This window comes from Streptomyces sp. S063, assembly GCF_002832675.1.
GTDB lineage: Bacteria > Actinomycetota > Actinomycetes > Streptomycetales > Streptomycetaceae > Streptomyces > Streptomyces sindenensis.
Window position 1 is genome coordinate 2,905,632 of record NZ_CP021707.1, and the last position, 26,259, is coordinate 2,931,890.

Consider the following 26,259-nt stretch of genomic DNA (forward strand, 5'->3'; position numbering starts at 1 on the left):
CCATGCGTTCCCGGCCAGTCTTCCCACAACGGTCCCTGCACACACAGGTCGCGGTCCCGGCCCGCGCAGGCCACGGTCCCGGCACACACACGCCAGACCGGAGAGCGCTTTCCAGCCAAGCATTCCGGTCCGGTAACAACCCTCTCGCCGCCCGCCCCAGCCCTTTAGGGTTCCTCACAGTTGCCCCTTGAACATGTTCAGGCCCTTGAGCATGTTCAGGGGGGCTCCTGGGGAGGGGGACTGCGAGATGCGCAGTGGAGCGAAGGTCGCCGTCGTCGGCGGTGCGTTCGTGCTGGTGGCCGGTGGGATCGGTTACGGGGCGTACAGCGTGCTCGGGGACACGGGCGGTGGGGGCGGCGGGGGTACGCAGAGCGCGTCCCAGTCGTCGAAGGTGAAGACGGGGCCGCCGAGCGCGGAGGAGATAGCGGAGACGTCGAAGGACTTCTTCGACGCGTGGGCGGCCGGGGACGCGTCGGCTGCGGCCCTCCTGACCAACAACGAGGCGGGCGCGGAACCGGTGCTCGCCTCGTACGGCGAGGACGCCCGTATAGGCAAGGTGAAGATCACCCCGGGCCCGGCCGTCGGCACGAAGGTCCCGTACACGGTCAGCGCGACCGTCGCGTACGAGGGGAAGTCGAAGCCCTTGTCGTACGCCTCGGAGCTGACGGTCGTACGCGGCCTGACGACGGGCAAGGCCCTCGTCGACTGGGAACCGACCGTCGTGCACCCACAGTTGACGGAGGGCGCGACGCTGAAGACGGGCGAGTCCTCGACGCCGGCGATCGAGGCCGTCGACCGCAACGGCACGGTGCTGACGAAGGAGAAGTACCCCTCACTGGGGCCGATCCTGGACACCCTGCGCCAGAAGTACGGAGAGACGTCGGGCGGTTCGGCCGGCATCGAGACCTGGATCGAGCCCGCCGACGCGTCCCAGCCGGACGTCAACCTGCTGACCCTGTCCAAGGGCAAACCGGGCAAGGTCCAGACGACGCTGGACGCGAACGCGCAGGCGGCGGCCGAGCGGGCGGTGAAAAGGTTCTCCGAGGCGTCGGTGGTCGCGGTGAAGCCGTCCACGGGGGCGATCCGCGCGGTGGCCAACAACCCGGTGACCGAGTTCAACGTGGCGCTCCAGGGCAAGCAGGCCCCCGGCTCGACGCTGAAGATCATGACGGCGGCGATGCTGCTGGAGAAGGGCCTCGTCACGGCGAACGGGGCGGCCGAATGCCCCAAGGAAGCTATGTACCAGGCGCGTTCGTTCCACAACCTGGCCCACTTCGACCTGCCGGACGGCTCCACCTTCACCCAGAGCTTCGCCCAGTCCTGCAACACCGCCTTCATCAAGCTCATCGACGACACGAAGGACGACGCCGCCCTCCCCAAGATCGCCAAGGACGTCTTCGGGATCGGCCTGGACTGGAAGACGGGTGTGGTCACCACGGACGGCAGCGTGCCGGAGGAGGTGGGCGGCGAGGCGGCCGCCCAGTACATCGGGCAGGGCACGGTCCAGATGAACGTCCTCAACATGGCGTCCATCACCGCGACGGCCCGCACCGGCACCTTCCGGCAGCCGATCATCGTCCCGCAGTCCCTGGACAACCGGGAGGTGGCGACGGCCTCGCGTTCGCTGTCACCGTCCGTCACGCAGCAGCTCACGACGATGATGCGCGCCACGTCCGCCTGGGGAACGGGCGCGAAGGCCATGGCAGGCGTCGGCGGCGACAAGGGCGCGAAGACCGGTTCGGCGGAGGTCGGCGGGCAGTCCACCTCGAACAGCTGGTTCACCGGCTTCAGCAACGACCTCGCGGCAGCGGCGGTCGTCCAGGCCGGCGGCCACGGGGGCGACGCGGCGGGCCCGGTCGTGGCGGAGGTGCTGAAGGCGGGCGGCTGAGGCCGCGGGTGGCCCGCGCGGGCAGCTGAGGCCCGGGCCGAAGGATCCGGGGCTCTGCGCGCGGGCCGAAGGGTCAGCGGCTCTGCGCGCGGGCCGAGGGGGCCGGGGCTACGGAGCCTCTCAGAGGTCGTCCACGTCGACGAGTCCGTCCTGAACGGCCCGGGCCACCAGGCTCGCCTTCGTGCGTGCGGGGCGGCCGACGTTCGCGTACTTGATCCGCACACGGTCCAGGTACGAGTTGACCGTCCGTACGGAGATGCCGAGGCGCTGCGCGACCAGTTCCTTCGACTCCGACTGGAACCATTCGATGAGCACGTTCTCCTCGCGCGAGGAGAGCTGCGGGCGGTCCGCCCGGGCGTTCGTGCCCAGCGCGCCGGCCAGCGCCGGCGGCATGTAGGGCCGCTCGTCGGCCGCCGCCAGGGTCGCCTCGACCAGGTGTTCCTGGCCCTCGCTCTTGGTCAGGAAGGTCGCGGCGCCGAGGTCCAGGCAGGTGAGCGCGGTCTTCTCGTCGTCCCGCATCGAGTAGACGACGACCTGCCGCCCGGCGTCGACCAGTCTCCGGAGGCTGCTGAAGGCGGGCACGGTCTCGCCCAGTTGCAGGTCCAGGACGACCACATCGGCCGCGCTGCCCGGGGCGGTCCAGGCCTCCCGGACGGAGGCCCCCGCCGCGACCACGGTGATGGGGCGCGGTGAAGCGCTGTACCACATCTGCACGCCCGAGAGGATGGCGGGATGGTCGTCGATGACGACCACGCTGACCGGTCTGTCGTTACTCATGGCAGGTCAACTCCCGATGGCATCGGTCTGCTCCAACTCGCTTCCGCCCACACACTTTCACCGCGTCTGGTTCTTACCACGGACACGCCCGGGTCCGCGGACCGGCCGTCCGCCGGGTCAGCCGCCGCCTCGGTGCGGTCGTCCGCGCAGTCGACGCCCACGACGCTCACCCGGACGGCGCCGGGGGTCCAGACGACCGTCACGCGCGCGGTCGAGCGGGTACGCCCCAGAGTCACCGCCACCGGGTCGACCAACTCCCTGCGCACCTCCACAGGCACCTCGCCCGGTCGGCCGCGAACGGCCAGGCTCACCGTCACCCCCTGGTGTTCGGCCACCTCGACGCAGGCCCGCACCTCGTTCAGCAGCGGGTCGGAGACGGCATCGCCTTCGGCGAACAGGCGGCGCATACGGGCGCCTTCGACACCGCACCGCAGTCTGACCTCCTCGTCGTGCGGGCTCAGCACACCGTGGCCGAGGCCCACCAGCAGCGGCACGGTCGTCGCCGTCAGCGCGCGGTAGCGCTCCTTGTGATCGCTCTGCAGGTGCTCGTGGATACGTTCCCGGGTGCGCAGTTCCTCCTCCCGCGCGGCGGCCGTCCCCGCCGCCGGAGCCGTGTCGCGGAGCAGATGGGTCATCAGGACGCCGATGGCGAGCTGGAGGCCGCAGCTGCCGCCCGTGGCGATCCCCAGGACGGCCGCCTCGGCCGCGGTCGGCGTCCCGTGCCAGACCACGGCCGCCGCGTTGATCCCTGTGTGCGCCCCGAGGAAGACCGCGTACACCCTGACCCGCAGGTCGGCCAACAGGAACAACGCATGCCAGCCGACCACGCCGAACGCCCAGTCCGCCGGGCCCGTCGAGTGACCCGGCGGAAGCGTGTACGCGCTCACCGCCGAGGCGGCCAGCACCGCGCCCAGGCAGCAGCCGCGCACCCCCGGTGGGATCCGCCGGCCGCGCAGCAGATGGGCTCCCCCGGTCACCGCGACGGCGACGAGGCAGAGGAAGGCGGCCGTCTGCGCCCACGCCGGCTCGTACACGTCCTGGTGCGCCACCAGCCGGCGCAGCGAGATGGTGAACTGCCACACCAGGCAGATCAGCAGGGCGACCAGCTGGGCCCCGTAAAGGAGTTGTCCGCGGATGAAGCGGACGGCGGCCGTGTGCTGCGCCGGAGTACGGGGCGGGCACGGTACACCCGTGGCCCGGACGGCGTGACCTGTCTGCGGCGCACGCCCCCGGTCGGGCCAGCGCCACCGCACACGCGTCCCGGCGCCCGGACGCGAGGTGATGGAAGCGGTGCCGCCGACCGCGCGCATCCTGCCGACGATGGAGCCGGAGATGCCCCGGCGCCGCACCGGTACGGAGTCCGGGTCGAAGCCCCTTCCCGCGTCGGACAGTTCGACGACGACGCCGTTCGCCTCGTCCCGCCACGCCCTGAGTTCCGCTTCCCGCACCCCGGCATGGCGGGACACATTGGCGACGCCTTCCCGGACGCCGTTGAATAGCGCGAGCCCCGGGCCGGACGGAATCGCCAGCGGGCCCTCGATGTGCGTCGTCAGCCGTACCCTCGCCTGCCCCTCCCCCTCGGGCACACAGCTCAGCAGCGCCGCGAGGTCGACGCTCCCCGTCTCGAATCCGGGCATGGCGGACAGCGCCTCCAGGTCCTGCCTGGCGCGCGGGGGAAGCCACGACCAGTCCCGGCTGTCGCCCTGGGAGACCATCAGCAGGGTGGCGCTGGCCGTGTCGTGCAGGGTCGCCAGGTACTCGCGCTCCGTCGCCCGCCGTGCCGCGGCGACATCGGCCTCCCGGCGCAGGGCGGCTCTCACGGCGGCCGACCGGTCGGCCGCCCTGGCCCGCGCCCGGACGATGAGGTAGCCCGCCCTCGACAGCCCCACCTGGATCAGCATGCGCACCAGGGGCACCACGTCGGGGGCGTGCCCGGGCGAGGAGAGGACGTCCCCCAGTACGCAGGCGGCGCCCCCCGCCACGGCCAGGGCGACCCCGGCGACCGGACGCGTCGCCCACTCGAACTGGAACGCGATGACGCTGATGCCGACGGCCACTTCCACCATCGCGTTCGCGCCCTCACCGCCGACGACCGGCTGGGAGAGCCCCACCAGCGTCACCACCGCCGCGTCCAGCGTCCACAGCAGGGCGAGCGGGAGCGGACGGCGCAGCGCCCGGAGGCGCACGCCACAGGCGAGGGCGGCCGGTGCCAGCAGCGACAGCGCCCCGGGCACATCCGCACCGTCCGCCCGGACCAGGCCCAACGCACCGCACAGAAGGACCACGGCGGACCTGAGCCACACCCCGTACCGCTCGACGGTGCGATTCACCAGGCGCTCGCTGTTTCCCTCGTGCCCCCCACGCCGCATGAGGGCGAGGTTAGTTGACCGGCGGACGACCAGCGCCGGATGTGGGGCGAACGACCGGCACACCCCGCGACCGGACCGGGCTAACGTCCCGACGAGAACCACACGGGAAAACGGAAACACGGGGAAACGGGGAACATTTCATGCAGAGAAACCAGAGGCGGCTCACGCTGCTGCTCGCCGCGGCGCTGTCGGCCGTCCTCACCATGCTGGCCGTCGCGCCGGCCGGCGCGGCGAGCAAGCCGTCCCGGTCGAACGGCGCGAACAACCGGGTCATCTTCGTCCACGGGCACGCCCCCTTCGGCAAGCACGACTGCACGAAGACGTTCAGCGCCGCCCGCAAGCACTTCACGAACAAGAAGTGGAAGGGGAACCTGCTCACCTTCGGCTACTACACGAAGAACACGAAGTGCTCGGCCAATGTCACCGGCAGCCGCGATACGCCCATCAAGGACGTGGCCAAGAAGTTCGCGAACTACGTCTCCAGGAACTACACGGAGAAGGGCATCAAGGTCGACGTCGTAGCCCACTCCATGGGCGGTCTCGTCGTCCGCGCCGCTCTGCACTACACCCACCAGCGTGCCGCGGGCTTCCCGAAGAAGCTGTACATCGAGGACGTCGTCACGCTCGGCACCCCGCACGCCGGAATCACCAAGAGCAGGGCGGTGCTCTGCGGAAAGGCCCGGCAGTGCACGGACATGAAGGCGGGTAGCGGCTTCCTCAAGGCTCTCCCGGGCAAGATGCCGAGCACCACCAGGAACGGCAACATGAGCACCGACTGGACCACGATCTCCTCGTACGACGACGGCACCGTCACCGAGGCCTCCGGCATCGCCGGCACCGCGAACCACGAAGCCCAGTACAAGGCCGGAATCAACCACGGCGAACTCATCACCACAACCTCCGGCAGTCACAACGGCAGGATCAAGTACTCCACGACGTGGACCAAGTTCCACAAGCGCGTCTCGCCCGTGGAACAGGCACGCCTGGCCGTGTACTGGCACGCCACGACCTGACATCCGCTGATCCGCCGAGAGGCGGAGCGACGGAAGGTGCGGTCGCCCCGGCGGGGGCGGCCGCACCTTTGACGTGTGATCACCCGGGCTTCACCGCGCCGCTCCCCGAGCGGGCCGCGGCGTCGGCCGAAACGGCCCCCGGACCACCCGGTTCGGGCAGTGAGCGGAAGAACAGCCAGCTCAGCAGAGGCATCAGGACGAGGGGCGCCAGGGCAGTTCGCAGGGACGTGGCGTCGGCCAGCGCTCCGATGGCGGGGCCGGCCAGGCCGCCGACGCTGACGGTCAGGCCGAGGGTGATCCCGCCGGCGGTGCCGACCCGGGACGGCAGGTAGTCCTGGCCCAGCGTGACCTGGAGGGAGAAGGGCACGTACAGGCCCGCCGAGGTGAGCGCGACGAAGAGGTAGACGGCCGGGCCCGGCACCCACACCACGCCCGCCACGGCCACGGCCGCGACCAGGTAGGACCGGCGCGCGACGGTCACCCGGTCCCAGCGGGCGGCCAGCGACCCGCCGAGCACCGAGCCGACCGTGCTGCCGAGGTAGAGCACGGTCAGCGCGGCGGTGCCCGTGACCGTGCTGCCGCCGAGGCGCTGGCGTACGTACAGCGAGATGAAGGTGCTCAGGCCGATGAACGCGATCGACCGGAAGACCACGGCCAGGGACAGCTTCACGAAGGAGGCGACGTCGTCGTCCCCGCGCGGCGGTGTCGTACGGGGCCCGTCGGCGGCCTGCCGCTCCTGGAGGGCCCGCACCACGGGCAGGCACATCGCGGCCCCCGCGAGGGCGGGCAGGACGAGCAGCGGCGTCCAGCGCAGCCCTCCCGTGGCCACCACGGCCGCGACCATGAGCGGGGCCAGCGCGAAGCCGATCGTGCCGCCCGTGGAGAACCAGCCCATCGCCCGGTGGCTGCCGCGGGCGGCGACGCGGGCGACGCGGGCGGATTCGGGGTGGTAGGCGGCGACCCCGATCCCCGAGAGCGCGACGAACGCGAGGGTGAGCGGGTAGGAACCGCTCAGGCCGCTCAGCGCGATGCCGACACCGCCCAGCAGGGTGCTGACCGGCAGGAGCCAGGGCATCGCCCACCGGTCGGTGAGCACCCCGAACACCGGCTGTGCCACCGACGACAGCAGCGAGGCGGCCAGCACGATGCCCGAGGCGACCGCGAGGGAGTAGGCGCGCTCGGCGATGAAGAACGGCACCAGGGCCGCGACGCAGCCTTGGTAGACGTCGACGCAGGCGTGGCCCACGGACAGCAGGACGATCGGCGTGTTCCTTCGCATCCGGCCATGCTCCGGCCGGGACGCCCTGGCGCGCTTTCCTTAAACTGCCAGATGATGCGACATCCTCCAGGCCGACCCCGGCGACCGCCGTACGCTCGCCGAACTCGGTCGCCAGGTGGGGGCGAGCGACCGGACCCTGTCCCGGCTGTTCCGCAGCGACCTCGGCATGACGTTCCCGCAGTGGCGTACGCAGTTGCGCCTCCACCACGCCCTGGTCCTGCTGACCGGGCGGACGCCGGTGATGGCGGTGGCGCACCGGTGCGGGTGGTCGTCGACGAGCGCGTTCATCGCGGTCTTCCGCCGTACGTTCGGCCACACCCCGGGCTCGCATGTGGCGGGGTGAGCCGGCGGGCCCACGCTCCGGAACCCCCTCGCGTGCATCGTGCACGGACCGCTAGCGTGCAGCCATGAGCACACCCGAGCCCACCGAAACCGCCGCACCTGTCTCCCCCGCCCACCCCCGGTTCGCGGAGGCGCTGGCCGAGGTGGGTCTCCAGGTCGAGGTGCGCCGCTTCCCCGACGCGACCAGGACCGCGACCGAGGCCGCGGCGGCGATCGGCTGCGAGCTGTGCGAGATCGTCAAGTCGCTGGTCTTCACGGCGGACGGCGTGCCGGTGCTGGTCCTGATGGACGGGTCGTCCCGGGTGGACGTCGAGCTGGTACGCCGCGAACTCGGCGCGCGGAAGGTCGCGCGGGCGGACGCGGACCTGGTCCGGGAGACGACGGGCTACGCGATCGGTGGCGTACCCCCCTTCGGCCACGCGACCAGGACCCGCGTCCTGGCCGACCGGCGGCTCCTGGACCACCCGGTGGTGTGGGCGGCGGCGGGCACCCCGCACACGGTGTTCCCGCTCGACCCGAAAACGCTGATCGCCCACGCGGGCGCGACCGTCGTGGATGTGCGCGAGCCCGCCGAGTGACCCCGCTGGTCGCCCTCGCGGTCCTCATAGCCGCGGTCACGCACGCCAGTTGGAACGCCATCGCCCATGCGATCAAGGACCAGCTGCTCTCGTTCACGCTGATCTCCGGCGGCGGTCTGCTGATCGGTGCGGCGATGGCGCTGTTCGCACCGTTCCCGGCGGCGGGCGCCTGGCCGTACCTCCTGGTGTCGGCCGCGCTGCACGTGGCGTACATGATGCTGCTGATGCGCTCGTTCACGCTGGGCGACTTCGGCCAGATGTACCCGATCGCCCGGGGCACGGCCCCGCTGGTGGTGACGGTCCTGGCGGCGGTGTTCGTCGGCGAGCGCCCGGACGCCTGGGCCACGACGGGCGTGGCGGTGGCCTCGGCCGGGCTGGTCGGCCTGGCACTGTGGGGCATCCGGGGTTCCGGAAAGCGTCCGCACTGGCCGGCGATCGTGGCGGCCCTCGGCACGGGCCTGGCCATCGCCGGGTACACCACGGTCGACGGCGTCGGCGTCCGCGCGTCGGGCACCCCGCTGGGTTACGTCGCGTGGCTGATGATCCTGGAGGGCCTGGCGATCCCGGCGTACGCGTACTGCCGCCGCCGTACCGAGCTGCTCCCGCAGCTACGCCCGTACGCGGTACGCGGACTGCTCGGCGCGGCCCTGTCGGTGGTCGCGTACGGCCTGGTGCTCTGGGCCCAGACCAGGGCCCCGCTCGCTCCGATCGCGGCGTTGCGCGAGTCGTCGATCATCGTGGGCGCGGCGATCGGCACGCTGTTCTTCAAGGAGCGTTTCGGGGCTCCGAGGATCGCGGCCGCGGGGCTGATGGTGGTGGGCATCGGGCTGATGCTGCACACGAGTTGATGCCCCCCGCCCCTCCGTACGGGGAGGGGCGGGGGGCATCCGGAGCTGTGGGGATCAGACGGTCGCCTTCGTCGTTTCGCCGTCCGTGTCTCCGCCGGTTCCGTCGGTGCCGCCGGCCTTCCGGACCCGCACGTATTCAAGGAACTTGTCCAGTTCGCGCTTGACGACGGGGGCGAGGAGGTAGAGGCCGATGATGTTGATGACGGCGAGGGTGAAGAGCACCGCGTCGGCCAGGTCGATGAGGGTCTGCAGGGTGAGCAGCGACCCGGCGATGGCGAAGAGGGTGTAGAGGGCCTTGTAGACCGTCTCGCTGGTGCGGCTGCGGCCGAAGAGGTACGTCCAGGCCTTGAGCCCGTAGTAGCCCCAGGTGAGCACCGTGGAGAACGCGAAGAGGATCACCGCGACGGTCAGGACGTACGGGAACCAGGGCAGCACCGTCTCGAAGGCGTCCGAGGTGATCGTCACACCGCCGATGGACTCACCGGCGCGGGCCTCGCCCCAGCTGGCCGGATTGGCGATGACGATGGTCAGTGCGGTCATGGTGCAGACGACGACCGTGTCGATGAACGGCTCCAGCAGGGCGACCAGGCCCTCGCTGGCGGGGTGCTTGGTCTTCACCGCGGAGTGGGCGATCGGCGCTGAACCGAGACCGGCCTCATTGGAGAACGCGGCGCGCTTGAAGCCGACGATCAGCGCACCGAGGATGCCGCCCGCGACGCCCTGGGGGTTGAACGCGCCCTTGATGATCTCCTCGATCGCGGCGGGCACGGCGGTGACGTTGACGAGGATGACGACGAGGCAGGCGGCGATGTAGATCCCGGCCATGGCGGGGATGAGCCGGCTGGTGACCTGGGCGATGGAGCGAATGCCGCCGAGGAGCACGATGCCGACGAGCGCGGCGACGAGGATGCCGAAGAAGAGCGCACCGCCGGAGGAGCCCATCGCACCGCTTTCGCCGCCGGTGACGGAGACGAGCTGGGCGTAGGACTGGTTCACCTGGAAGAGGTTGCCGCCGAAGAGCCCGAAGAACAGGATCATGATCGAGGCGAGGACGGCGAGGACCTTGCCGAGGCTCTTGCCGTTCTTCCCGAAGCGTTCGGCGAGCCCTTGGGCAGGTAGTGCATCGGCCCGCCGGAAACCGTGCCGTCGGCGTGGACCTCGCGGTACTTCACACCGAGGGTGACCTCGACGAACTTGGTGGCCATACCGAGCAGGCCGCAGAGGATCATCCAGAACGTGGCTCCGGCACCACCGATGGAGACGGCGACGGCCACACCGGCGATGTTCCCGAGCCCGACCGTGCCGGAAACGGCAGCGGTCAGGGCCTGGAAGTGGTTGACCTCGCCCGGCGAGTCCTTGTCGTCGTACTTGCCGCGCACCACGTCGACGGCAAGACGGAACTTCCGCACCTGGATGAACCCGAACCAGCCCGTGAAGACCAGACCGGCCACCACCAGCCAGGTGACGATGAGAGGCACCTCGGCCCCGGCGACGTTGACGGAGTAGAAGACGATCCCGCCCAGCCACTCGGCTATGGGCTCGAAGAACCCGCTGACGGACTCATCGATGTTCTCGGTGATGGAGTCGAGTGACACGTTGGCTACCTCGATGACGCTGGAGCGGCGGACTTGGGGGGGGCTTCGCCGGTCGGTGTGCGATGGGGGTAATGAGGGGGATGGGCGAACGACGCTGTCCGAATGGCGACCCGCCGTGACCGCGTGGGCGGACGACGTCGGTGATCGCTCTGATGCTGCCGGTTGAGCCCCGGCACTCCGCTGCGACGCTGGTTCCGCCCGCGAAGTTGGGCATTTGTACCACGCCGTTTACCGAACTATTAGTGACGTGGATCACATTCTGGGATATTGCGAGTGAAGATGCTGGGCAGGTGACGTCATCGTTATGCGGATTCCCGGATGCGTTTATCGGACATCTATCTGCCCGGTCGAGCGCCCTCGGACGGCCCACGGCGACGTCGGCCGCCGGGCCGGTCCAGGACCGCGCCGCCGCCGGGCCGGTACCGCGCAGGACGGTGCGGGCGGAGATCGACCTCGTACGGTGACGACCCCCGCCGGGTCGCGCGCGGGCACGGTCCGGTGCAGCCCCACCGGGTCGTGCGCCCGCGCGACCCACTGCGGCACGACATCAACTACTTAAAGAACCAAGAGAAAGAACCCGACCCCACCCCACCCGTCCGGTGGCCACCTGACGGACCCCAGGCGCTTGCGGAGCTTCATCACTCACACGGGTGACATTTCCCAACTCAGCTCGCTTTCGGGCAGGTTGCCCGGCATATGCTCACGCCAGAACCACATCCCACACATACGTCGGCCCCCGACCGGGACTGCAATCCCAACCGAGGGCCTGGCCACCAAGGAAGTTAGGGCTTCCCGATGGATACCCAGCAGAATACTGCCCTCACCCGCGCCCTGGCGGAGGTTCCCGGACCTCTCCCCACCTCCGGCGTCATCCACATCACCATCCCCCACACCGACCGCTTCACCGTCGTCGGCAACCACCTCGCCCAGCACCCCCACCTCAGCTGCACCGCCGTCGGCATCGCCGTACGCATCCAGTCCCTGCCCCAAGGGACCGAGATCAGCATCAAAGCCCTCGCCGCCCGCTGCAAAGAAGGCGAGAAGCGCATCGCCGCCGCCCTGCGCGAACTCGAAGCCCACGGCTACCTGCAACGCTTCCGCCACCGACTGCCCGGCCAGAAGGTCATCACCCGCACCGTCTTCTGCGACCAGCCCGCCGCGCTCGCACACCCCCGCCACCCGGCGACCACGGCAACCGCGCCTGTGCCCGTACCCGTGCAGGCGCCCGCACCCGTATCTTCGGCTGCGCCGCCCGCGCCGGAGGCACCCGTGGCCCCGCCCGTACCACCACCCCCGCCCGCACCGTCAGCCCCGCTCTTCATGCCGCGCGTACCGCCCCCGACCGCGCCCAAGGCTCCTCGCCGGCCACTGCCCCGGCCCAGCGAGCTCACGCCGGAGCTCGACCGTGCCGCCACCGTGTTCCTCAGCGATCTGCACCGCCAGGCACCCCAGTTCACCCTGTCCGAGGACGATGTCCGTCGGCTGGTCCCCGGAGTGGCGGCCTGGCTCGAACGCGCAGCCCGCCCCGAAGCCATCCGCCGTGCCCTCACCGACGACCTGCCCCAGCCGCTCAAGCACCCGGCCAAACTCCTCAGCTACCGGCTGACCGAGCTGCTCCCGCCCGCGCCGCCCGGCGTCGACGACCTCGCCGCGCTCGCTCGTCCCCGCGTCACTGTCACGCCCTTCCAAACGTGCGACGACTGCGACCGGGCCTTCCGCTCCCCCACTCCGGGCCACTGCCGCGACTGCCGCGGAATCCGCACCGCATACGCGCAGGCCGCCGCCTGACCTGAGGAGTTCAGGACAGTCCCAGGGCGGACGCACATCGCTTGAAACAGTTCGGCAGCCCTCGCGGTCCGGCTCCGGTCCTGCTCAGGGCCGTTCCTCGGTGAAGGGGTACATCTCGGCATAGGGGTCGGGCTCGCCAGTAGCCGGGTCCAGTCCGGCCCTGAACCGTCGGTCTTGCTCTCGCCAGCTGACGAATGCGCCTGTCCGCTTCCAGAGCGACGCATCGCCGAGGGGGCAGGCGTCGAACTGGCCCAGCATCATGCGGGTGATGAACTGGACCATGTTGCAGTCGAACAGGGCCCATGGCGACTCGCCCCACGAGTGCTGCCGGCGCCAGGCTATGACTGGCCACTTGTCCGGATCCGGGTCGTTGGTGAGCCACGCCATCTCGTTGGCGTTCATCCCGGAACCCCAGGGCAGGACGGCTTCGGAACCAAGCGTCACGTGCGGAACTCCTCCACGGTCCTCCCAGAATCCGCGCAGGCCGTCCGTCATGCTTCCGATGTGACACTCTTCCCACCCGGGCACGTCACTCGGGAGTGGAGGCAGAATGATCAGATCTCCGATATCACCCACGCCGTACGTGTCCAGCAAAGCCTTGTAGTCACTCGGCAGCTTGGTGCCCAGCGTGGCTTCAGCCGCGGCCCAGTCGATCTGCTCGCCGCCTGCGAAGTCTGCCGGCACGAGGTCGAGCAATACGGCGACGTCGGGATGCATGCCCATGGTGAAGCCCCTTGAGGTCGGTGGTCAGCAACCCTATGGGTGGGGACTGACAGAACAGGCGTCCCGGCACACCGCGCAGGCGCCTCCCCCCGGCCACTGCCTCGGCCTGGACCGTGGACGTGCCGTCGGCTGGAAACCGTGGCCAGAAGGGCTTCAAGGCCATCCCGCGGCGCTCGGTCGTGGACGGACTTTCGGCTGGCTGATGAACCACCGCCGCCTCGCCCGCGACCACGAAACACACCCGCACCGCTCCGAAGATGGTCCGAATCGCGATGACCGACCTGATGAGCCGCAAGCTCACCCGAGAGTCCACTCCGAACTGCAAGGACTCATAGCCAGAGCGCGAGGAGCAGACTCGCCGGCCCGGCAAGCCCACCCGGCGATACGAGAGGATGCGGGTCAGCCCCTCTCGAGAGAGCGAGACGTACGTTGACTGAACCGGCCCCGGTGAACATGATCGATCTGGGAGACGCGGATGGCAACCGCTGCGTCGTCCGCGTGGCCGGCCGCTACCAACCCGGAGTGCTGACCGGCCACGACATTCTGCAAGCCGATGTCCTGGTCTCCGCGAGCTTTGTCGATGCCAGACTTGAGCTCTACCTGTTCCAGCAGGACCTCGACACCTGGCAGCACGACTTGACACAGCTCGCACCGGGCAAAGGCGCAACCATCGGTGGCCACCGCGGGCTGAGTCTCGACTTCGTCATGCATGAGGACCGCACGTTGTCGTTGATGGTCCAGGACCCCGACCGCCTGAGCCTCGCGCTAGGGATCGGACCGCAGGAGACCTGGATCCAGGACCACCACCAGCGACTTGAGCACGTTCGAGAGACCTGGCCCAGCGAAGTCGTGGAGACGGCTCCCATGACCTACGAGTGGAGCTCCAACCGCAAGCGCTGAGTCGGTACGCTCCTGGCAGCGCATCGACACATGGTTGGCCCGGCATGCCCCGATCGACTCGCAGAGCTTGCGCCCCCGGCTTCGCCACAAGCCATCGACCAGCTCGAAGTCGCGTTGAACGTACGTCTTCCCACCGACCTTCGCGCATCACGGCTGTGCCACGACGGGGACTCGTCCTATCGGGGCGGCCTTCGCACGGCCCCCCGGCACCAAGGACAAACAGCGGGCGCCCCGCTACGACGTTGGCAGAACAGTCAAACGGGCCGAGACCCCCAAGGCCATCGGCAAGCCCGATAGATCTTGGTGGATAGAGAACAAGCTCAGCGGCCGGCCGTCGCGTCCCAGTCCCGGCGGAGCAGACCGTAGACCCAGGAGTCGGAGACGTCGCCGTTGACGATGCAGTCCTCGCGGAGGGTGCCTTCGCGGACGAAGCCGAGCTTCTCCAGGACCCGGGCGGACGCCACGTTGCGGGTGTCGGTCTCGGCCTGGACGCGGTTCAGGTCCAGGGTGTCGTACGCCCACCGCAGGACGGCGTGGGCGGTCTCCGTGGCGTAGCCGTTGCCCCACGTGGTGGCGTCGAAGACATAGCCCAGGGACGCGCTGCGGAAATCCGGGTCGAAGCCGGTCAGGCCGCACCAGCCGATGAACGAGCCGTCCAGGGCCCGGTCCACGGCCAACCGCGCTCCCGACCCTTCCTCCTCGATCCTCCGGCAGGTCGCGAGGAAGCGCTGGGAGCGGGCCGGATCGGTCCACGGCGGGGAGTCCCAGTAGCGCAGCACGTGGGCGTCGCTCTGGAGCGCGTAGAGCGACGCGGCGTCGGCCTCGGTGAACGGCCGCAGCCGCAGGCGCTCGGTGTGCAACTCGGGGGTGGGCAAGGTCATGCGGGGCATCCTGCCGCGCACGACCTCGTCCCCGCCATCCGTTTTCTCCGGCGGCCGGATCTCCGTTCCGCAACTACCATCCCGGCCCATGACCACCACCAGCGCCCAACCCGACGACGACGCGTACGAGATCGATACCGACCCGGACCGCATCGACCTCGACGCCGTACACCACTGGCTCTCCACCGACGCCTTCTGGGCGCTCGGCCGCAGCCGGGACCTCGTCGAGCGGGCCCTGCGCGGATCGCTCAACTTCGGTGTGTACGACCGCCAGGGGACGCAGGTCGCGTACGCCCGGGTCATCACCGACCATGCCACCTTCGCCTGGCTCTGCGACGTCTACGTGGACCCCGCGCACCGGGGCCGGGGCCTCGGCATACGCCTGGCGACCGCCGTCCGCGACCACCTGGCCCCGTACGAACTCAATCGCACCCTGCTCGCCACCCTCGACGCCCACGAGCTGTACGCCAAGGTCGGGTTCGCCCCCGTGCCCGACCCGACGATGCTGATGATGCTCGGCCCGGCGACGTAGAAGCGCGGCGGGCGGGACGCGCACTCACTTCGCCGCCGCTACGTCCGCTCCGCCACCACTTCCCCGTCCTCCTCCACCCCCGTCGGCCGGAAGCCGAGCGCGGTGTACAGGCGGGCGGCCGCCTCGTTCTCCGGGGCGTACGAGAGGCGTACGGCGGTGCCGGCCTCGCGGGCCGACAGCCAGTCCGCCAGGGTGTGTACGGCCGCGCGGCCGATGCCCGTGCCCTGGTGGGCGGCGTCGATCAGCATGCCGCCGATCCAGTGCGAACCGTCCTCGTCCCGGCCCCACATGATGTGGCCGGTCACCTCGTCGCCCGCGAGGACGGCCAGGGAGTTCCAGGTGTCCTCGCGGCTGCTCAGGACGAGGTAGCGGGCGGCCAGGGCGGGGACCCAGTCGCGCTGGTCGTCGCGGGGCGCGCAGTCCGCGACCGCCCGCCAGTTGTCCGCGTCCACCTCGTGGAGGGTGACGGGGCGGCCGGTCCTGTCGGTGTGTCCATGGTTGATCATCCGCGCAGGTTAGGCCGCCCGGGCCGTGCGCGACCAACGGGTTTACGGCTGTGCCATCGCCTGCCGGAAGCCCGTGTTCACCGCGACGATCCCGCCGTCCACCCGCAGCGTCGTCCCCGTGATCCACGACGCGTCGGACGAGGCGAGGAAGGCCACGGCCGACGCGATGTCCTCCGGGGTGCCGATCCGGCCCAGCGGGTACAGGGCCGCCGCCCGGGCCAACTCCGCGTCGCGGCCCGCCCAGGCGTCCGTGCGGATCGTGCCGGGGGCGACCAGGTTGACCCGGACGCCGCGCGGTCCCGCGTGGCCCGCGAGCGTACGGGTCAGGCTGGCCAGGCCCGCCTTGGCGGCGCTGTACGCGTGGCCGCCGAAGTCCTGTTCGCCGTTGACCGAGCCGATGGTGACGATCGCGCCCCGGCCCGAGGCGACCAGGTGCGGCAGGGCGGCGCGGGCGCAGCGGAACGGACCGGAGAGGGTGATGTCCAGGTCGCGTTCCCAGCTCTCGTCCGGCTCGTCCTCGAAGAGTTCGGCGTCCTCGCTCGCCGCGTACGCGTTGTTGACCAGGACGTCGAGCCGGCCGAAGGTCTCGACCGCGTACGCCACGGCCTCCTCCACCGCCGTCCGGTCGGCCACGTCGCAGGCGAGGGACGCGGCGGTGCCGCCCGCCTCGCGGATCGCCGCCGCCTTGTCCGACGCGCGCTTCGCGTCCAGGTCCGTGACGAGGACCGAGGCTCCTTCCGCCGCCAGGCGGTGGGCCGTTGCCGCGCCGATGCCCTGGCCCGCGGCGGTGATCAGGATGCTGTAGCCGTCGAAGCGGGGAGGTGTCACAGGTGTCATAGCGCCGACCGTACTGCCCTGACCAGCGCCTGGGCACGGGGGTCGGCGGTGACTCCCTTCTGGAGGCCGTTGGTGACGTAGCCCAGCGCGATGCCGGACTCCGGGTCGGCGAAGCCGAGGGAGCCGCCGCGGCCCGGGTGGCCGAAGGAGCCGGGGCCCAGCAGCGGGGCGGCCGGGCCGTGCAGCATGTAGCCCAGGCCGAAACGGGTGTTGACGACCAGCACCCGGTCCGGGCCCGCCGACTCCTCCGTACGGGCCAGGGTGAGCGTGGCGGGGGCGAACAGGCGGCGGTGGCCGTCCACCGGGCCGATCATCGCGGCGTAGCAGCGGGCCAGGCCCCGGGCGGTCGCGATGCCGCCCGACGCCGGGAGTTCGGCCGCGCGGTAGGCGGGGTCGTTCTCGTCGGGGAACGGGTCGATCGCGCCGAACGCGCGCCGGGTCAGCGACTTGGGGTCGCGGTAGGCCTCGACGACGGAGCGTTTGGGGCGTACGCGCAGGGCGCCCGACGCGGCGGCCGCGGCCGGGGGCTCCACAGGACCGATGCGGCCGATGCGGTGGGCCTCGTCGGCGGGGAGCCCGAACCAGAAGTCCAGGCCGAGCGGGCGGGCGATCTCCTCGGCGATCCAGCGGCCGATGGTGCGGCCCGTGGCGCGGCGGACCAGTTCACCGATCAGCCAGCTGTAGGTCTGGGCGTGGTAGCCGTGGTCGGTGCCGGGTTCCCACTGCGGGCGCTGGGCGGCGACTGCGGCGGGCCCGGAGACCCCGTCGGCGGCCTCGGCCGGGGTGAGGGCGCGGTCGAGGGCCGGGACCCCGGCCCGGTGGGCGAGGAGGTCGCGGACGAGGACGCGTTCCTTGCCGTTCGCCGTGAACTCCGGCCAGTAGGTGGAGACCGGGGCGTCCAGGTCCACCTGCCCGCGCTGGTGGAGGAGGAGTGGGACGGCGGCGGCGATGCCCTTGCCCGCCGAGCGGACGATCTGGACGGTGTCGACGGCCCACGGTTCGGTGCCGTCGACGTCTCTCGTACCGGCCCACAGGTCGACGACCTTGCGTCCGTGACGGTAGACGGCGACGGCCGCGCCGCGTTCGCCGCGCTGCTCGAAGTTCCGGACGAAGGCGTCCGCGACCGGTTCGTACCCGGGGGCCACCGTGCCCCGGACGTCCACGGTCCTGCCCTCGGTCACGGTCCCGTCCGTGGTCGCCGCTGCCTCCGTGCCGGGTTCCGCTCCCGTGTCGGGTTCCGCTTCCGCGCCCGTACCCGTCGTGCTCACTCCCGCGCTCCCGCTCATCCCCCCATGGTGCACGTCCCGGCGGGGTGTTCGGGGAGCGGGTCTCCGTGACCACCGGGCTGTCACCATCTGTTTACGGTGTCGGAACGTCGACGGCTCCCGGGTCGAAGCCGAACGGCAGCTCCAGCCGGTGGGAACGCACCAGCCCCTCGTCGCGCAGCAGTTCCTGCGTACGGTCGTCGGCGGCGATGACGCCCTCGCTGAGGATGACCGCGCGCGGGCAGAGCTCCAGCGCGTACGGCAGATCGTGGGTGACCATCAGCGCCGTGATGTCCAAGGACCGCGGGATATCGGCCCGTTCACGGCGGGAGGCGGGTCCAGGTTGGACGAGGATCTCCGGGTCCATCGCGAGGACGGTGGCCACGGCGACGCGGCGACGCTGCCCGAAGGAGAGGTGGTGCGGCGGGCGGGCCGGCGACGAACGCCGAGGCGGTCGCGGACCGGCGGGTGCGCGGCAGAAGCCCGGCGAGCGGGGCGGTGCGTTCATCCAGTGCGCGGCGCGCCGCGCAAGGCTGACGGCTACCGCGCCGGCCGCGAACACTCCGGCGGCGACGGAGACAGGTGCGTCGATGAATCCATCGGGTACATGCATGACAGAGGCTCCGCTTTCTGCGGTTCCGCACGGTGTCCGCGTCCGCTCGGGCACGGATCTGCGGGCGGGGTCATGAACCCATCAGTAGGAGTGCCCTCTTGCGAGCTGTACGCAAGAGCGGAAGCCCGGCAGCTGAGATACACCCACGGTCACGATGCGTACGCGCTCGCCGCGCCACTTCCGCAAAATATGGGACATTAGATGGCAGAGCGATACATATAGGAGGAGCCGGCCTATGTCCCCTGTGATCGAAGAACACGCACGCGCCCGGCTCATCACCGATGGCCCTCTCACCCGTCCGGTCCCGGTCGATCTGCGCTACGACCCGGCGGACGAGCGGCGCACCGTCCACATAGGACTGCCCGACGGCACCGACTGGGCGTTCGGCCGCGACCTCCTGGAACGCGGTCTGCGCACACCGATCGAGCGCGGCCCCGTCCGCGTCTGGCCCTGCGGCCGTACGCAGCTGATCGTGGAGCTGCATTCGACGGACGGGGTCGAGGTGTTCCAGTTCGAGATCCGGACGCTGATCCGGTTCCTCGCCCGGACCCGTACGCAGACGCCGACGGCGTCACCGGACGCGGACCGCGAACCCCGGCCGCCGTCCCGCACGACCCGCCCGGACAAGAGCGCCGAGCAGGAGCGGGGCACCCAGCCGGCCCACGGCTGAGGCGCAGCTGCACGGAGAACGCCGAGAGCGTTGAGAGCGCTGAGAACACGGTGAAGGCCGAGAACGCCGAGAACGCGGAAAGCCCCCGTGCCGCTCGCACGGGGGCTTTCGCTGTGCCCCGGTCCCCGTCCCCACAGGTAACCGGCGCTTCCGGGGCCGCGCTCCGCTCAGACGCGGACCCCGGAGTCTTCACCGTCCGGACGCGTCAGACGCGGACGAGCTCACGCTCCCCCTCGCCGCCGCCGTCACCGGGCCCGGCGGAGTCGGACGTGTCGGTCAGCTGCTGCTGGAGCTTCTCGCCCTCCACGTCCACGTTGGGCAGCGCCCGGTCCAGCCAGCGCGGCAGCCACCAGGCCTTCCGGCCGAGCAGGGCCAGAACGGCGGGCACGATCGCCATGCGCACCACGAAGGCGTCGAAGAGGACGGCGATGGCGAGCGAGAAGCCGATCATCTTGATCATCTGCTCGCTGGAGCCGATGAAGCCGGCGAAGACCGCCATCATGATCACCGCGGCGGCCGTGACCACCCGTGCGCCGTGCTTGAAGCCGGTCACGATGGCCTGGCCCGGGCTCTCGCCGTGGACGTACGCCTCGCGCATCCGGGTCACGAGGAAGACCTCGTAGTCCATCGCGAGACCGAAGACCACACCGACCATGAAGATCGGCATCATGCTCATGATCGGACCGGTCTGCTCGACACCGAAGAGCGAGCCGAGCCAGCCCCACTGGAAGACCGCGACGACCGCACCGAGGGCCGCGACCACCGAGAGCAGGAAGCCCAGGGCCGCCTTCAGCGGGACGAGGATCGAGCGGAAGACCAGCATCAGCAGCAGGAACGCCAGGCCGACGACGAGCGCCAGGTAGGGCACCAGGGCATCGTTCATCTTCTGCGAGAAGTCGATGTTCATCGCGGTGGCGCCGGTGACCAGGACCTCGGCCCCGGTGTCGGCCTTGATGGTCCTGCCCGCGTCACGGATGTCGTGGACGACCTCCTCCGTGGCGTGGGAGGACGGCCGGTCCTTCGGGATGACCACGATCGTCGCGGTGTCGCCGGCCTTGTTGAACTGGGCCGGGGCGACGGCGACGACGCCGATGGACTCGATCTCCTCGGAGACCCGTGCGGCGGCGGCCTTGCCGTCGGAGCTGTCCTTCGTGTCGACGACGACCATCAGCGGACCGTTGAACCCGGGGCCGAAGCCGTCCGAGAGCATGTCGTACGCCTGGCGCTGCGTGGTCGACTTCGGCTGGGCGCCGTCGTCGGGCAGGCCCATCTCCAGCGAGGCGGCCGGTACGGCGATGACGCCGAGGCCGAGGACGCCGACGAGCAGGACCCAGACCGGCCTGCGCAGCACGAACCGCGCCCAGCGGGTGCCCATGTTCGGCTTGGCGCCGGCGCTCTTCGTCAGGTCGGCGCCGTTCCCCCGCTCGGCGTCCTTACGGGCCTTGCGGCCCATGACCCGCTTGCCGGCGAAGCCCAGCAGGGCCGGGACGAGGGTGAGGGCGATGACGACGGCGATCGCGACCGTACCGGCGGCGGCGAAGCCCATCTTCGTCAGCATCGGGATGTTGACGACGGCGAGGCCCACCAGGGCGATGACCACGGTCAGACCGGCGAAGACGACCGCGGACCCGGCCGTGCCGACGGCCCGCCCGGCGGCTTCCTCGCGGTCCCGGCCGTCGGCCAGTTCGGCGCGGTAGCGGGAGACGATGAACAGGGCGTAGTCGATGCCGACCGCGAGGCCGATCATCATGGCGAGGGTCGAGGTGGTCGAGCCGAGATCCAGGACGTTGGCCAGCGCGGTGATCGTCGAGACCCCGATACCCACCCCGATGAGCGCGGTCAGCAGCGGCAGCCCGGCGGCGACGAGCGAACCGAAGGTGATGACGAGGACGATCGCAGCGATGACGACACCGATGATCTCGGCGGTCCCGGTGTGCGGCATGACCTGGAGGGCGTCGCCGCCGATCTCCACCTTCATGCCGCTCTTCTGCGCGTCCTTGCCCGCGTCCTCCAGGGAGTCCCGGGTCGCGTCGGTCAGCTCCATGGAGTTGACCTGGTAGGAGACGGAGATGTATGCCGTCGAACCGTCCTGGCTCACGGCCTGGACCTGGAACGGGTCGTCGACCTTGGCGATCTGCTTCGAGCCGGACCGCAGCTCCTTGACGATGCCGGTGATCTCGCGCTTGTTCTCGGCGTCGGTCACCTTCTCGCCCTCGGGGGCCTTGAAGACGACCCGGGCGGTCGCGCCGTCGGCGCTGTTGCCGGGGTTGCGCTCTTCCAGCAGGTCGAAGGCGCGCTGCGCCTCCGTACCGGGGATCGAGAAGGAACTGGAGGTGGCGGTGGACGCGGTGGCCGCACTGATTCCGGCGACCGCCAGCAACGCCACCCAGATCAGGGCGACGAAGCCGCGGCGGCGGAAAGTGAGCCGTCCGAGCTTGTAGAGGAAAGTGGCCACGGGGGCGTACTCCCGGTCAGGTCGTATGAGTGGAAATTGGGCGTGAGGAACCAGCCCGACGACGAGAGCGGCGTGTCAGGTGGAGCTTCGGGGAGAGGGCCGTGCGGGTGGGTGGTGCGGGGACGTCAGACGCCGAGAGCGGGGAGAATCACGGCATCCACGTAATCCATGAGGAACGCCTGGTCGAGCGGGCGGTCCTCGATCAGCTGCCGGGCGGCCAGCGCGCCGACCAGCATGTGCGGGATGTACTTCAGCGCCGGGTTGTCCGGACGCAGCTCGCCCCGGTCCACCGCCCGTTGCAGCAGCTGGTCGAGACCGGTCATCTCCGGTTCGATCAGCAGCTCGCGCAGGGCCTGGAGCAGCTCGGGGTTCTCGTGGACGGCATGGCTCAGACCCCGCATCAGCGCGGCGTCCTTCTCCATCTGACAGTCGTCGGTCCGGCTCAGCGCGGCATGGAAGTCACCGCGCAGCGAACCGGTGTCGATATCCGAAAGGCTCACCGGCTTGTCGTGCCGCAGCGCCTTCACGACCAGCTCGGGCTTGGAGCCCCACTGGCGGTAGAGAGTGGCCTTGCTCGAACGGGTACGGGCGGCGACGGCGTCCATGGTCAGGGCGTCGTAACCGACCTCGCGGAGCAGGTCGAGGACGGCCTCGTAGAGCTCGCCCTCACGCTCGGGGGTCAGCCTGGTGCGTGCCATGCGCCGACCTCCTTCGCGCTCGATTCATCTGCCGGCGGCCTCGCTCAGCATCGAACGAAACCGTTTCGTACACCTGAACCGTACCCCCGGCCGCCAGCGAAACGAAATCGTTTCGCTTGTGTCCTGCACCACAAGTTGCCCCGGGCCCCGCGCACCGAAAACATTGGGGGGTGAGTGACGACGTCGCGTATCTCCGTTTCCCGCACCTCCACCAGGACTTGCTGTGCTTCGCGGCCGAGGACGACCTCTGGGTCGCCCCCCTCGCCGCCGCGGGGCACCGGCCCGGAAGAGCCTGGCGGGTGACCGTCGACCGGACCCGGGTCAGCCATCCGCGCTTCTCACCCGACGGCACCTCCATCGCCTACACGACCTGGCGGACCCTGGACCCCGAGATCCACCTCGCCCCGGTGGACGGCGGCCCGGCGCGCCGGCTCACCTACTGGGGCTCGACGGACGCCCGGGTCTGCGGCTGGAGCCCCGATCCTGGCGAGGCCTGCCAGATCCTCGCCGTCTCCTCGCACAACCAGCCGTTCTCGTACTTCTCCTGGGCCTACAGCGTCCCCACCGACGGCAGCCCCGGCGGCAGGCTCCCCTGGGGCCCGGTCTCCGACATCGCGGTCGCCGACATCGACGGCGAGCGCCGCACCCTGCTGCTCACCGGCACTCCCCCGCACGAACCGGCCGCCTGGAAGCGCTACCGGGGCGGGGCCATGGGCCGCCTGTGGCTGCACGGCGAACGGCTGCTCCCGGACATCGACGGGCACCTCGCCAACCCGATGTTCGTCGGCCGCCGCATCGCGTTCCTCTCCGACCACGAGGGCGTCGGCAACCTCTACTCCTGCCGGACGGACGGCACCGACCTGCGCCGCCACACCGACCACGACGCCTTCTACGCCCGCAACGCCTCCAGCGACGGGCACCGGGTGATCTACCAGTGCGCGGGCGAGCTGTGGCTCGTCGAGGACCTGGAGTCGCCCGACGCCACCCCGCGCAAGCTGGAGGTACGCCTCGGCGGCCCGCGCACCGGCCGGCGCGTCCACCAGGTGCCCGCCGCCAGCAACGTCGACTCCCTCTCCGTCGACGAGACGGGCCGGGCCAGCGCCGTCACCGTACGCGGCAGCCTCTACTGGCTCACCCACCGCGACGGCCCCGCCCGCACCATCGCCGACACCCCGGGCGTACGGGTGCGGCTGCCGGAGATGCTCGGCAGCGGCGGTCAGGTCGCGTACGTCACCGACGCGGAGGGCCCGGACGCGGTCGAGATCGCCTATCTGCCGCGCGCCAGCGGCGACCGGCCGCCGCGCAGGCTGGCCACCGGGCTGCTGGGCCGGGTCCAGGAAATGGTCTCCGACCCGGACGGGAAGCGCCTGGCCATCGCCTCCAACGACGGCCGGCTGCTGCTCCTGGACACGGGAGACGCGGAGGCGGAGCCCCTGGAAACCCTGGAGCCCGTGGAGCCCGTGGAGAAGGCCCCCAGCGGCTCGACCCGCGCCGACCTCCACGCGGCCACCGGCGCGGCGACCCCGGACAGCGCCGTGCCGGTCGACGAGCACCCCGGGCTCACCGAGCTGATCCGCTCGGTCAACGGCCCGGTCCGCGATCTGGCCTTCTCCCCCGACGGCGACTGGCTGACCTGGTCGCACCCGGGCGTCGGCCGCTCGCTGCGGCAGATCAAGCTGGCCCGGATCTCCGGCCCCGGCGCGCCGGTCATCGTGGACGTCACCAACGGCCGCTTCGAGGACGAGAACCCGGTCTTCACGGAGGACGGCCGCTATCTGGCGTTCCTGTCCTGGCGCGGCTTCGACCCGGTGTACGACGTCCACACCGGCGACCTGTCCTTCCCGCTCGGCTGCCGCCCCTACCTGGTCCCGCTCTCCTCGGCGACCCCCTCCCCCTTCGCGCTCTCGCCGGACGGCCGCCCGGCGGCGGGCGGCCTCGACCCCGTGGACGTGCCGGACGGGGGTACGTCGGAGGGGTCGACGGTCATGGTCGAGTTCGAGGGGCTGGAGAGCCGGGTGACGCCGTTCCCGGTCTCCGCCTCCAAGTACTCGGCGCTCGCCCCGGTGAGCGGCGGCGGTCTGGTCTGGCTGCGCTGGCCGATCTCGGGAGCGCTGGGCGAGACGTTCGCCAACCCGGCCGACATGTCGGGGCGGCCCACCCTGGAGCACTTCAACATCGCGAAGGCCCGCAGGACCGAACTGGTCGACCACCTCGACTGGTTCGCGGTCAGCGGCGACTCCTCGCGCCTCGTCGTGATGGACGACGGTGAACTGCGCGCCGTCCCCGCCACCGAGCCCGGCGACGGCGACACCACGGTCTACCTCGACCTGCGCCGCATCCTGCACGAGGTCGACCCGGGCGCTGAGTGGCGGCAGGCGTACGGGGAAGCGGGCCGGATCATCCGGGACTACTTCTGGGAACCGGACATGTGCGGCATCGACTGGGACGGGGTGCTGGACCAGTACCGCCCGCTGGTCGAACGGGTCGCGTCCCCCGACGAGTTCGCGGATCTGCTGCGCGAGGTGCTGGGCGAGCTGGGCACCTCCCACGCGTACGTCTCCCCCGCCCGCCGCAACGAGGGCCCGCCGCACTACCAGCGGGCGATCGGCCTGCTGGGCGCCAACCTGGTCTGCCGGGACGGCGCGTGGACCATCCAGCGCATCCTGCCCGGCGACTCCTCGGACTCCAAGGCGCGTTCACCGCTGGCCGGTACGGGGATCAGGGAGGGCGCGGTCCTCACCCATGTCGACGGCCGGCCGGTGGACCCGGTGGCGGGCCCGTACCCGCTGCTGACGGCGGCGGGCGGCACCACGGTGGAGCTGACCTTCACCCCGGCGGGCGGCGGCCCGTCCCGCCGGGTGGCGATCATGCCGTTGGTCGACGAGCGCCCGCTGCGCTACCAGGACTGGGTGGCCAAACGCCGTGAGGTCGTACGGGAGTTGAGCGGCGGCAAGTGCGGCTATCTGCACATCCCGGACCTGGGCGGCTCCGGCTGGGCCCAGTTCAACCGGGACCTGCGCCTGGAGGTGGCCCGGCCCGCGCTCATCGTGGACGTACGGGGAAACGCGGGCGGCCACATCAGCGAGCTGGTCGTGGAGAAGCTCACCCGCACGATCCTCGGCTGGGACCTGACCCGTAACGCGCAGGCGGTCAGTTACGCCTCCAACGCGCCGCGCGGCCCGGTCGTGGCCCTGGCGGACGAGGCGACCTCCTCGGACGGCGACATGATCACCGCCGCGTTCCGGCTGCTGAAGATGGGGCCGGTGGTGGGCCAGCGCACCTGGGGCGGGGTGGTCGGCATGACCGGACGCCACCGGCTCGGCGACGGCACGTCGATCACGGTGCCGATGAACGCCGCCTGGTTCGACACGTACGGCTGGTCGGTGGAGAACCACGGAGTGGAGCCGGACGTGGAAGCCCTGCGCACCCCGCTGGACTGGGCGGAGGGCCGGTACGCGGTCCTGGACGACGCGGTCCGCCTGGCGCTGGACCTGCTGGCGGCCCACCCGGCGGCGACGCCCCCGTCGTACGACACGGCACCCGACCTGCGCAGGCCGCCGCTGCCGCCGAGGTGACGGCCGCTCAACCGGCCGTCGATACCCCGTGCGTGCGTAGTGAGCCCCCGTCCGGGCGTGCCGGGCGGGCGCTCCTCCGCGCGCGGCCGACACGATGGAAGGGGCTGCCCACGGACGAGGGAGAAGC

At 71.0% G+C, this 26,259-nt stretch carries 19 protein-coding genes and 4 pseudogenes; 11 read left to right on the forward strand and 12 right to left on the reverse strand.

Features of this window, described 5'->3' with window-relative positions:
- The first annotated feature begins 247 nt into the window (after positions 1–247).
- Complete coding sequence (locus CCZ36_RS13110; RefSeq protein ID WP_128817707.1) at positions 248–1,888, forward strand: penicillin-binding transpeptidase domain-containing protein; 1,641 nt, start codon at positions 248–250, stop codon at positions 1,886–1,888.
- A gap of 120 nt (positions 1,889–2,008) precedes the next feature.
- Here the strand turns inward: CCZ36_RS13110 and CCZ36_RS13115 are convergent, their stop codons facing one another.
- Together CCZ36_RS13115 and CCZ36_RS13120 are read right to left on the reverse strand one after the other, a co-directional pair.
- On the reverse strand, positions 2,009–2,665 hold the full coding sequence (locus CCZ36_RS13115) for a response regulator (RefSeq protein WP_069739187.1): 657 nt from the start codon (positions 2,663–2,665) through the stop codon (positions 2,009–2,011).
- On the reverse strand, positions 2,662–5,034 hold the full coding sequence (locus tag CCZ36_RS13120) for a sensor histidine kinase (RefSeq protein WP_237302652.1): 2,373 nt from the start codon (positions 5,032–5,034) through the stop codon (positions 2,662–2,664). The genes CCZ36_RS13115 and CCZ36_RS13120 overlap by 4 nt, the downstream gene beginning before the upstream one ends.
- Positions 5,035–5,174: 140 nt before the next feature.
- Between CCZ36_RS13120 and CCZ36_RS13125 the strand changes: the two genes are divergently transcribed.
- A complete protein-coding gene (locus tag CCZ36_RS13125; RefSeq protein WP_234428085.1) occupies positions 5,175–6,047 on the forward strand; it encodes an esterase/lipase family protein in 873 nt (290 codons plus the stop codon).
- 79 nt (positions 6,048–6,126) lie between these two features.
- Here the strand turns inward: CCZ36_RS13125 and CCZ36_RS13130 are convergent, their stop codons facing one another.
- Positions 6,127–7,326, reverse strand: a complete 1,200-nt coding sequence (locus tag CCZ36_RS13130) for an MFS transporter (RefSeq protein WP_128817708.1) — start codon at positions 7,324–7,326, stop codon at positions 6,127–6,129.
- A 55-nt stretch (positions 7,327–7,381) separates the two neighbouring features.
- Here CCZ36_RS13130 and CCZ36_RS13135 point away from each other — a divergent pair.
- From CCZ36_RS13135 to CCZ36_RS13145, 3 genes and pseudogenes are all read left to right on the forward strand, one after another.
- A pseudogene (locus CCZ36_RS13135) lies at positions 7,382–7,669 on the forward strand (helix-turn-helix transcriptional regulator); the annotation flags it as partial.
- Positions 7,670–7,733: 64 nt separating this feature from the next.
- Positions 7,734–8,246, forward strand: a complete 513-nt coding sequence (locus CCZ36_RS13140; protein ID WP_128817709.1) for a YbaK/EbsC family protein — start codon at positions 7,734–7,736, stop codon at positions 8,244–8,246.
- Positions 8,243–9,094: a DMT family transporter gene (locus tag CCZ36_RS13145; RefSeq protein WP_128817710.1), complete on the forward strand. Its 852-nt coding sequence runs from the start codon at positions 8,243–8,245 to the stop codon at positions 9,092–9,094. The genes CCZ36_RS13140 and CCZ36_RS13145 overlap by 4 nt, the downstream gene beginning before the upstream one ends.
- Before the next feature lie 54 nt (positions 9,095–9,148).
- On the opposite strand, the pseudogene CCZ36_RS13150 reads toward CCZ36_RS13145, so the two are convergent.
- Positions 9,149–10,689: pseudogene (locus CCZ36_RS13150) on the reverse strand (alanine/glycine:cation symporter family protein).
- A gap of 795 nt (positions 10,690–11,484) precedes the next feature.
- Between CCZ36_RS13150 and CCZ36_RS13155 the strand changes: the two are divergent.
- A complete protein-coding gene (locus CCZ36_RS13155; RefSeq protein ID WP_128817711.1) occupies positions 11,485–12,477 on the forward strand; it encodes a hypothetical protein in 993 nt (330 codons plus the stop codon).
- Between the two features lie 84 nt (positions 12,478–12,561).
- Here CCZ36_RS13155 and CCZ36_RS13160 read toward each other — a convergent pair whose 3' ends face one another.
- A complete protein-coding gene (locus CCZ36_RS13160; RefSeq protein ID WP_069740314.1) occupies positions 12,562–13,200 on the reverse strand; it encodes an SMI1/KNR4 family protein in 639 nt (212 codons plus the stop codon).
- 146 nt (positions 13,201–13,346) lie between these two features.
- Between CCZ36_RS13160 and CCZ36_RS35680 the strand changes: the two are divergent.
- Together CCZ36_RS35680 and CCZ36_RS13170 are read left to right on the forward strand one after the other, a co-directional pair.
- Positions 13,347–13,535: pseudogene (locus CCZ36_RS35680) on the forward strand (IS5 family transposase); the annotation flags it as partial.
- Between the two features lie 118 nt (positions 13,536–13,653).
- Positions 13,654–14,100, forward strand: coding sequence for a DUF5959 family protein (locus tag CCZ36_RS13170; RefSeq protein WP_237302833.1), 447 nt, complete (start codon positions 13,654–13,656; stop codon positions 14,098–14,100).
- A gap of 320 nt (positions 14,101–14,420) precedes the next feature.
- On the opposite strand, the gene CCZ36_RS13175 is transcribed toward CCZ36_RS13170, so the two are convergent.
- A complete protein-coding gene (locus tag CCZ36_RS13175; RefSeq protein WP_069740312.1) occupies positions 14,421–14,981 on the reverse strand; it encodes a GNAT family N-acetyltransferase in 561 nt (186 codons plus the stop codon).
- 88 nt (positions 14,982–15,069) lie between these two features.
- Here CCZ36_RS13175 and CCZ36_RS13180 point away from each other — a divergent pair, with 88 nt between their 5' ends.
- The gene (locus CCZ36_RS13180; protein WP_069740311.1) at positions 15,070–15,513 is read left to right on the forward strand and encodes a GNAT family N-acetyltransferase; all 444 of its coding nucleotides are present in this window, start codon (positions 15,070–15,072) and stop codon (positions 15,511–15,513) included.
- 38 nt (positions 15,514–15,551) lie between these two features.
- On the opposite strand, the gene CCZ36_RS13185 is transcribed toward CCZ36_RS13180, so the two are convergent.
- The 4 genes and pseudogenes from CCZ36_RS13185 to CCZ36_RS13200 all read right to left on the reverse strand — a co-directional run.
- On the reverse strand, positions 15,552–16,019 hold the full coding sequence (locus CCZ36_RS13185; RefSeq protein WP_069740310.1) for a GNAT family N-acetyltransferase: 468 nt from the start codon (positions 16,017–16,019) through the stop codon (positions 15,552–15,554).
- 42 nt (positions 16,020–16,061) lie between these two features.
- Complete coding sequence (locus CCZ36_RS13190) at positions 16,062–16,856, reverse strand: SDR family NAD(P)-dependent oxidoreductase (protein ID WP_128817713.1); 795 nt, start codon at positions 16,854–16,856, stop codon at positions 16,062–16,064.
- Entirely contained in the window at positions 16,853–18,019 is a 1,167-nt protein-coding gene (locus CCZ36_RS13195) for a serine hydrolase domain-containing protein (protein WP_069740317.1), read from the reverse strand. Before CCZ36_RS13195 ends, CCZ36_RS13190 begins: the two co-directional genes overlap by 4 nt.
- Before the next feature lie 196 nt (positions 18,020–18,215).
- Positions 18,216–18,554: pseudogene (locus CCZ36_RS13200) on the reverse strand (hypothetical protein); the annotation flags it as partial.
- 415 nt (positions 18,555–18,969) lie between these two features.
- Here CCZ36_RS13200 and CCZ36_RS13205 point away from each other — a divergent pair.
- Complete coding sequence (locus CCZ36_RS13205) at positions 18,970–19,404, forward strand: SsgA family sporulation/cell division regulator (RefSeq protein WP_128817714.1); 435 nt, start codon at positions 18,970–18,972, stop codon at positions 19,402–19,404.
- A gap of 205 nt (positions 19,405–19,609) precedes the next feature.
- On the opposite strand, the gene CCZ36_RS13210 is transcribed toward CCZ36_RS13205, so the two are convergent.
- Positions 19,610–21,859, reverse strand: coding sequence for an MMPL family transporter (locus tag CCZ36_RS13210; RefSeq protein ID WP_128817715.1), 2,250 nt, complete (start codon positions 21,857–21,859; stop codon positions 19,610–19,612).
- Between the two features lie 125 nt (positions 21,860–21,984).
- Positions 21,985–22,557 (reverse strand): TetR/AcrR family transcriptional regulator, encoded by a 573-nt coding sequence (locus CCZ36_RS13215; RefSeq protein ID WP_032767179.1) that lies wholly within the window; start codon positions 22,555–22,557, stop codon positions 21,985–21,987.
- A gap of 170 nt (positions 22,558–22,727) precedes the next feature.
- On the opposite strand from CCZ36_RS13215, the gene CCZ36_RS13220 reads away from it, so the two are divergent.
- Positions 22,728–26,132 (forward strand): S41 family peptidase, encoded by a 3,405-nt coding sequence (locus CCZ36_RS13220; RefSeq protein WP_069740306.1) that lies wholly within the window; start codon positions 22,728–22,730, stop codon positions 26,130–26,132.
- Positions 26,133–26,259 lie beyond the last annotated feature (127 nt).

Excerpts from the sequence above, each read along its gene's own strand:
- CCZ36_RS13110 (WP_128817707.1), top strand. The coding sequence starts at position 248 with ATGCGCAGTGGAGCGAAGGTCGCCGTCGTCGGCGGTGCGTTCGTGCTG.
- CCZ36_RS13115 (WP_069739187.1), bottom strand. The coding sequence starts at position 2,665 with ATGAGTAACGACAGACCGGTCAGCGTGGTCGTCATCGACGACCATCCC.
- CCZ36_RS13120 (WP_237302652.1), bottom strand. The coding sequence starts at position 5,034 with ATGCGGCGTGGGGGGCACGAGGGAAACAGCGAGCGCCTGGTGAATCGC.
- CCZ36_RS13125 (WP_234428085.1), top strand. The coding sequence starts at position 5,175 with ATGCAGAGAAACCAGAGGCGGCTCACGCTGCTGCTCGCCGCGGCGCTG.
- CCZ36_RS13130 (WP_128817708.1), bottom strand. The coding sequence starts at position 7,326 with ATGCGAAGGAACACGCCGATCGTCCTGCTGTCCGTGGGCCACGCCTGC.
- CCZ36_RS13140 (WP_128817709.1), top strand. The coding sequence starts at position 7,734 with ATGAGCACACCCGAGCCCACCGAAACCGCCGCACCTGTCTCCCCCGCC.
- CCZ36_RS13155 (WP_128817711.1), top strand. The coding sequence starts at position 11,485 with ATGGATACCCAGCAGAATACTGCCCTCACCCGCGCCCTGGCGGAGGTT.
- CCZ36_RS13160 (WP_069740314.1), bottom strand. The coding sequence starts at position 13,200 with ATGGGCATGCATCCCGACGTCGCCGTATTGCTCGACCTCGTGCCGGCA.
- CCZ36_RS13170 (WP_237302833.1), top strand. The coding sequence starts at position 13,654 with ATGATCGATCTGGGAGACGCGGATGGCAACCGCTGCGTCGTCCGCGTG.
- CCZ36_RS13175 (WP_069740312.1), bottom strand. The coding sequence starts at position 14,981 with ATGACCTTGCCCACCCCCGAGTTGCACACCGAGCGCCTGCGGCTGCGG.
- CCZ36_RS13180 (WP_069740311.1), top strand. The coding sequence starts at position 15,070 with ATGACCACCACCAGCGCCCAACCCGACGACGACGCGTACGAGATCGAT.
- CCZ36_RS13185 (WP_069740310.1), bottom strand. The coding sequence starts at position 16,019 with ATGATCAACCATGGACACACCGACAGGACCGGCCGCCCCGTCACCCTC.
- CCZ36_RS13190 (WP_128817713.1), bottom strand. The coding sequence starts at position 16,856 with ATGACACCTGTGACACCTCCCCGCTTCGACGGCTACAGCATCCTGATC.
- CCZ36_RS13205 (WP_128817714.1), top strand. The coding sequence starts at position 18,970 with ATGTCCCCTGTGATCGAAGAACACGCACGCGCCCGGCTCATCACCGAT.
- CCZ36_RS13215 (WP_032767179.1), bottom strand. The coding sequence starts at position 22,557 with ATGGCACGCACCAGGCTGACCCCCGAGCGTGAGGGCGAGCTCTACGAG.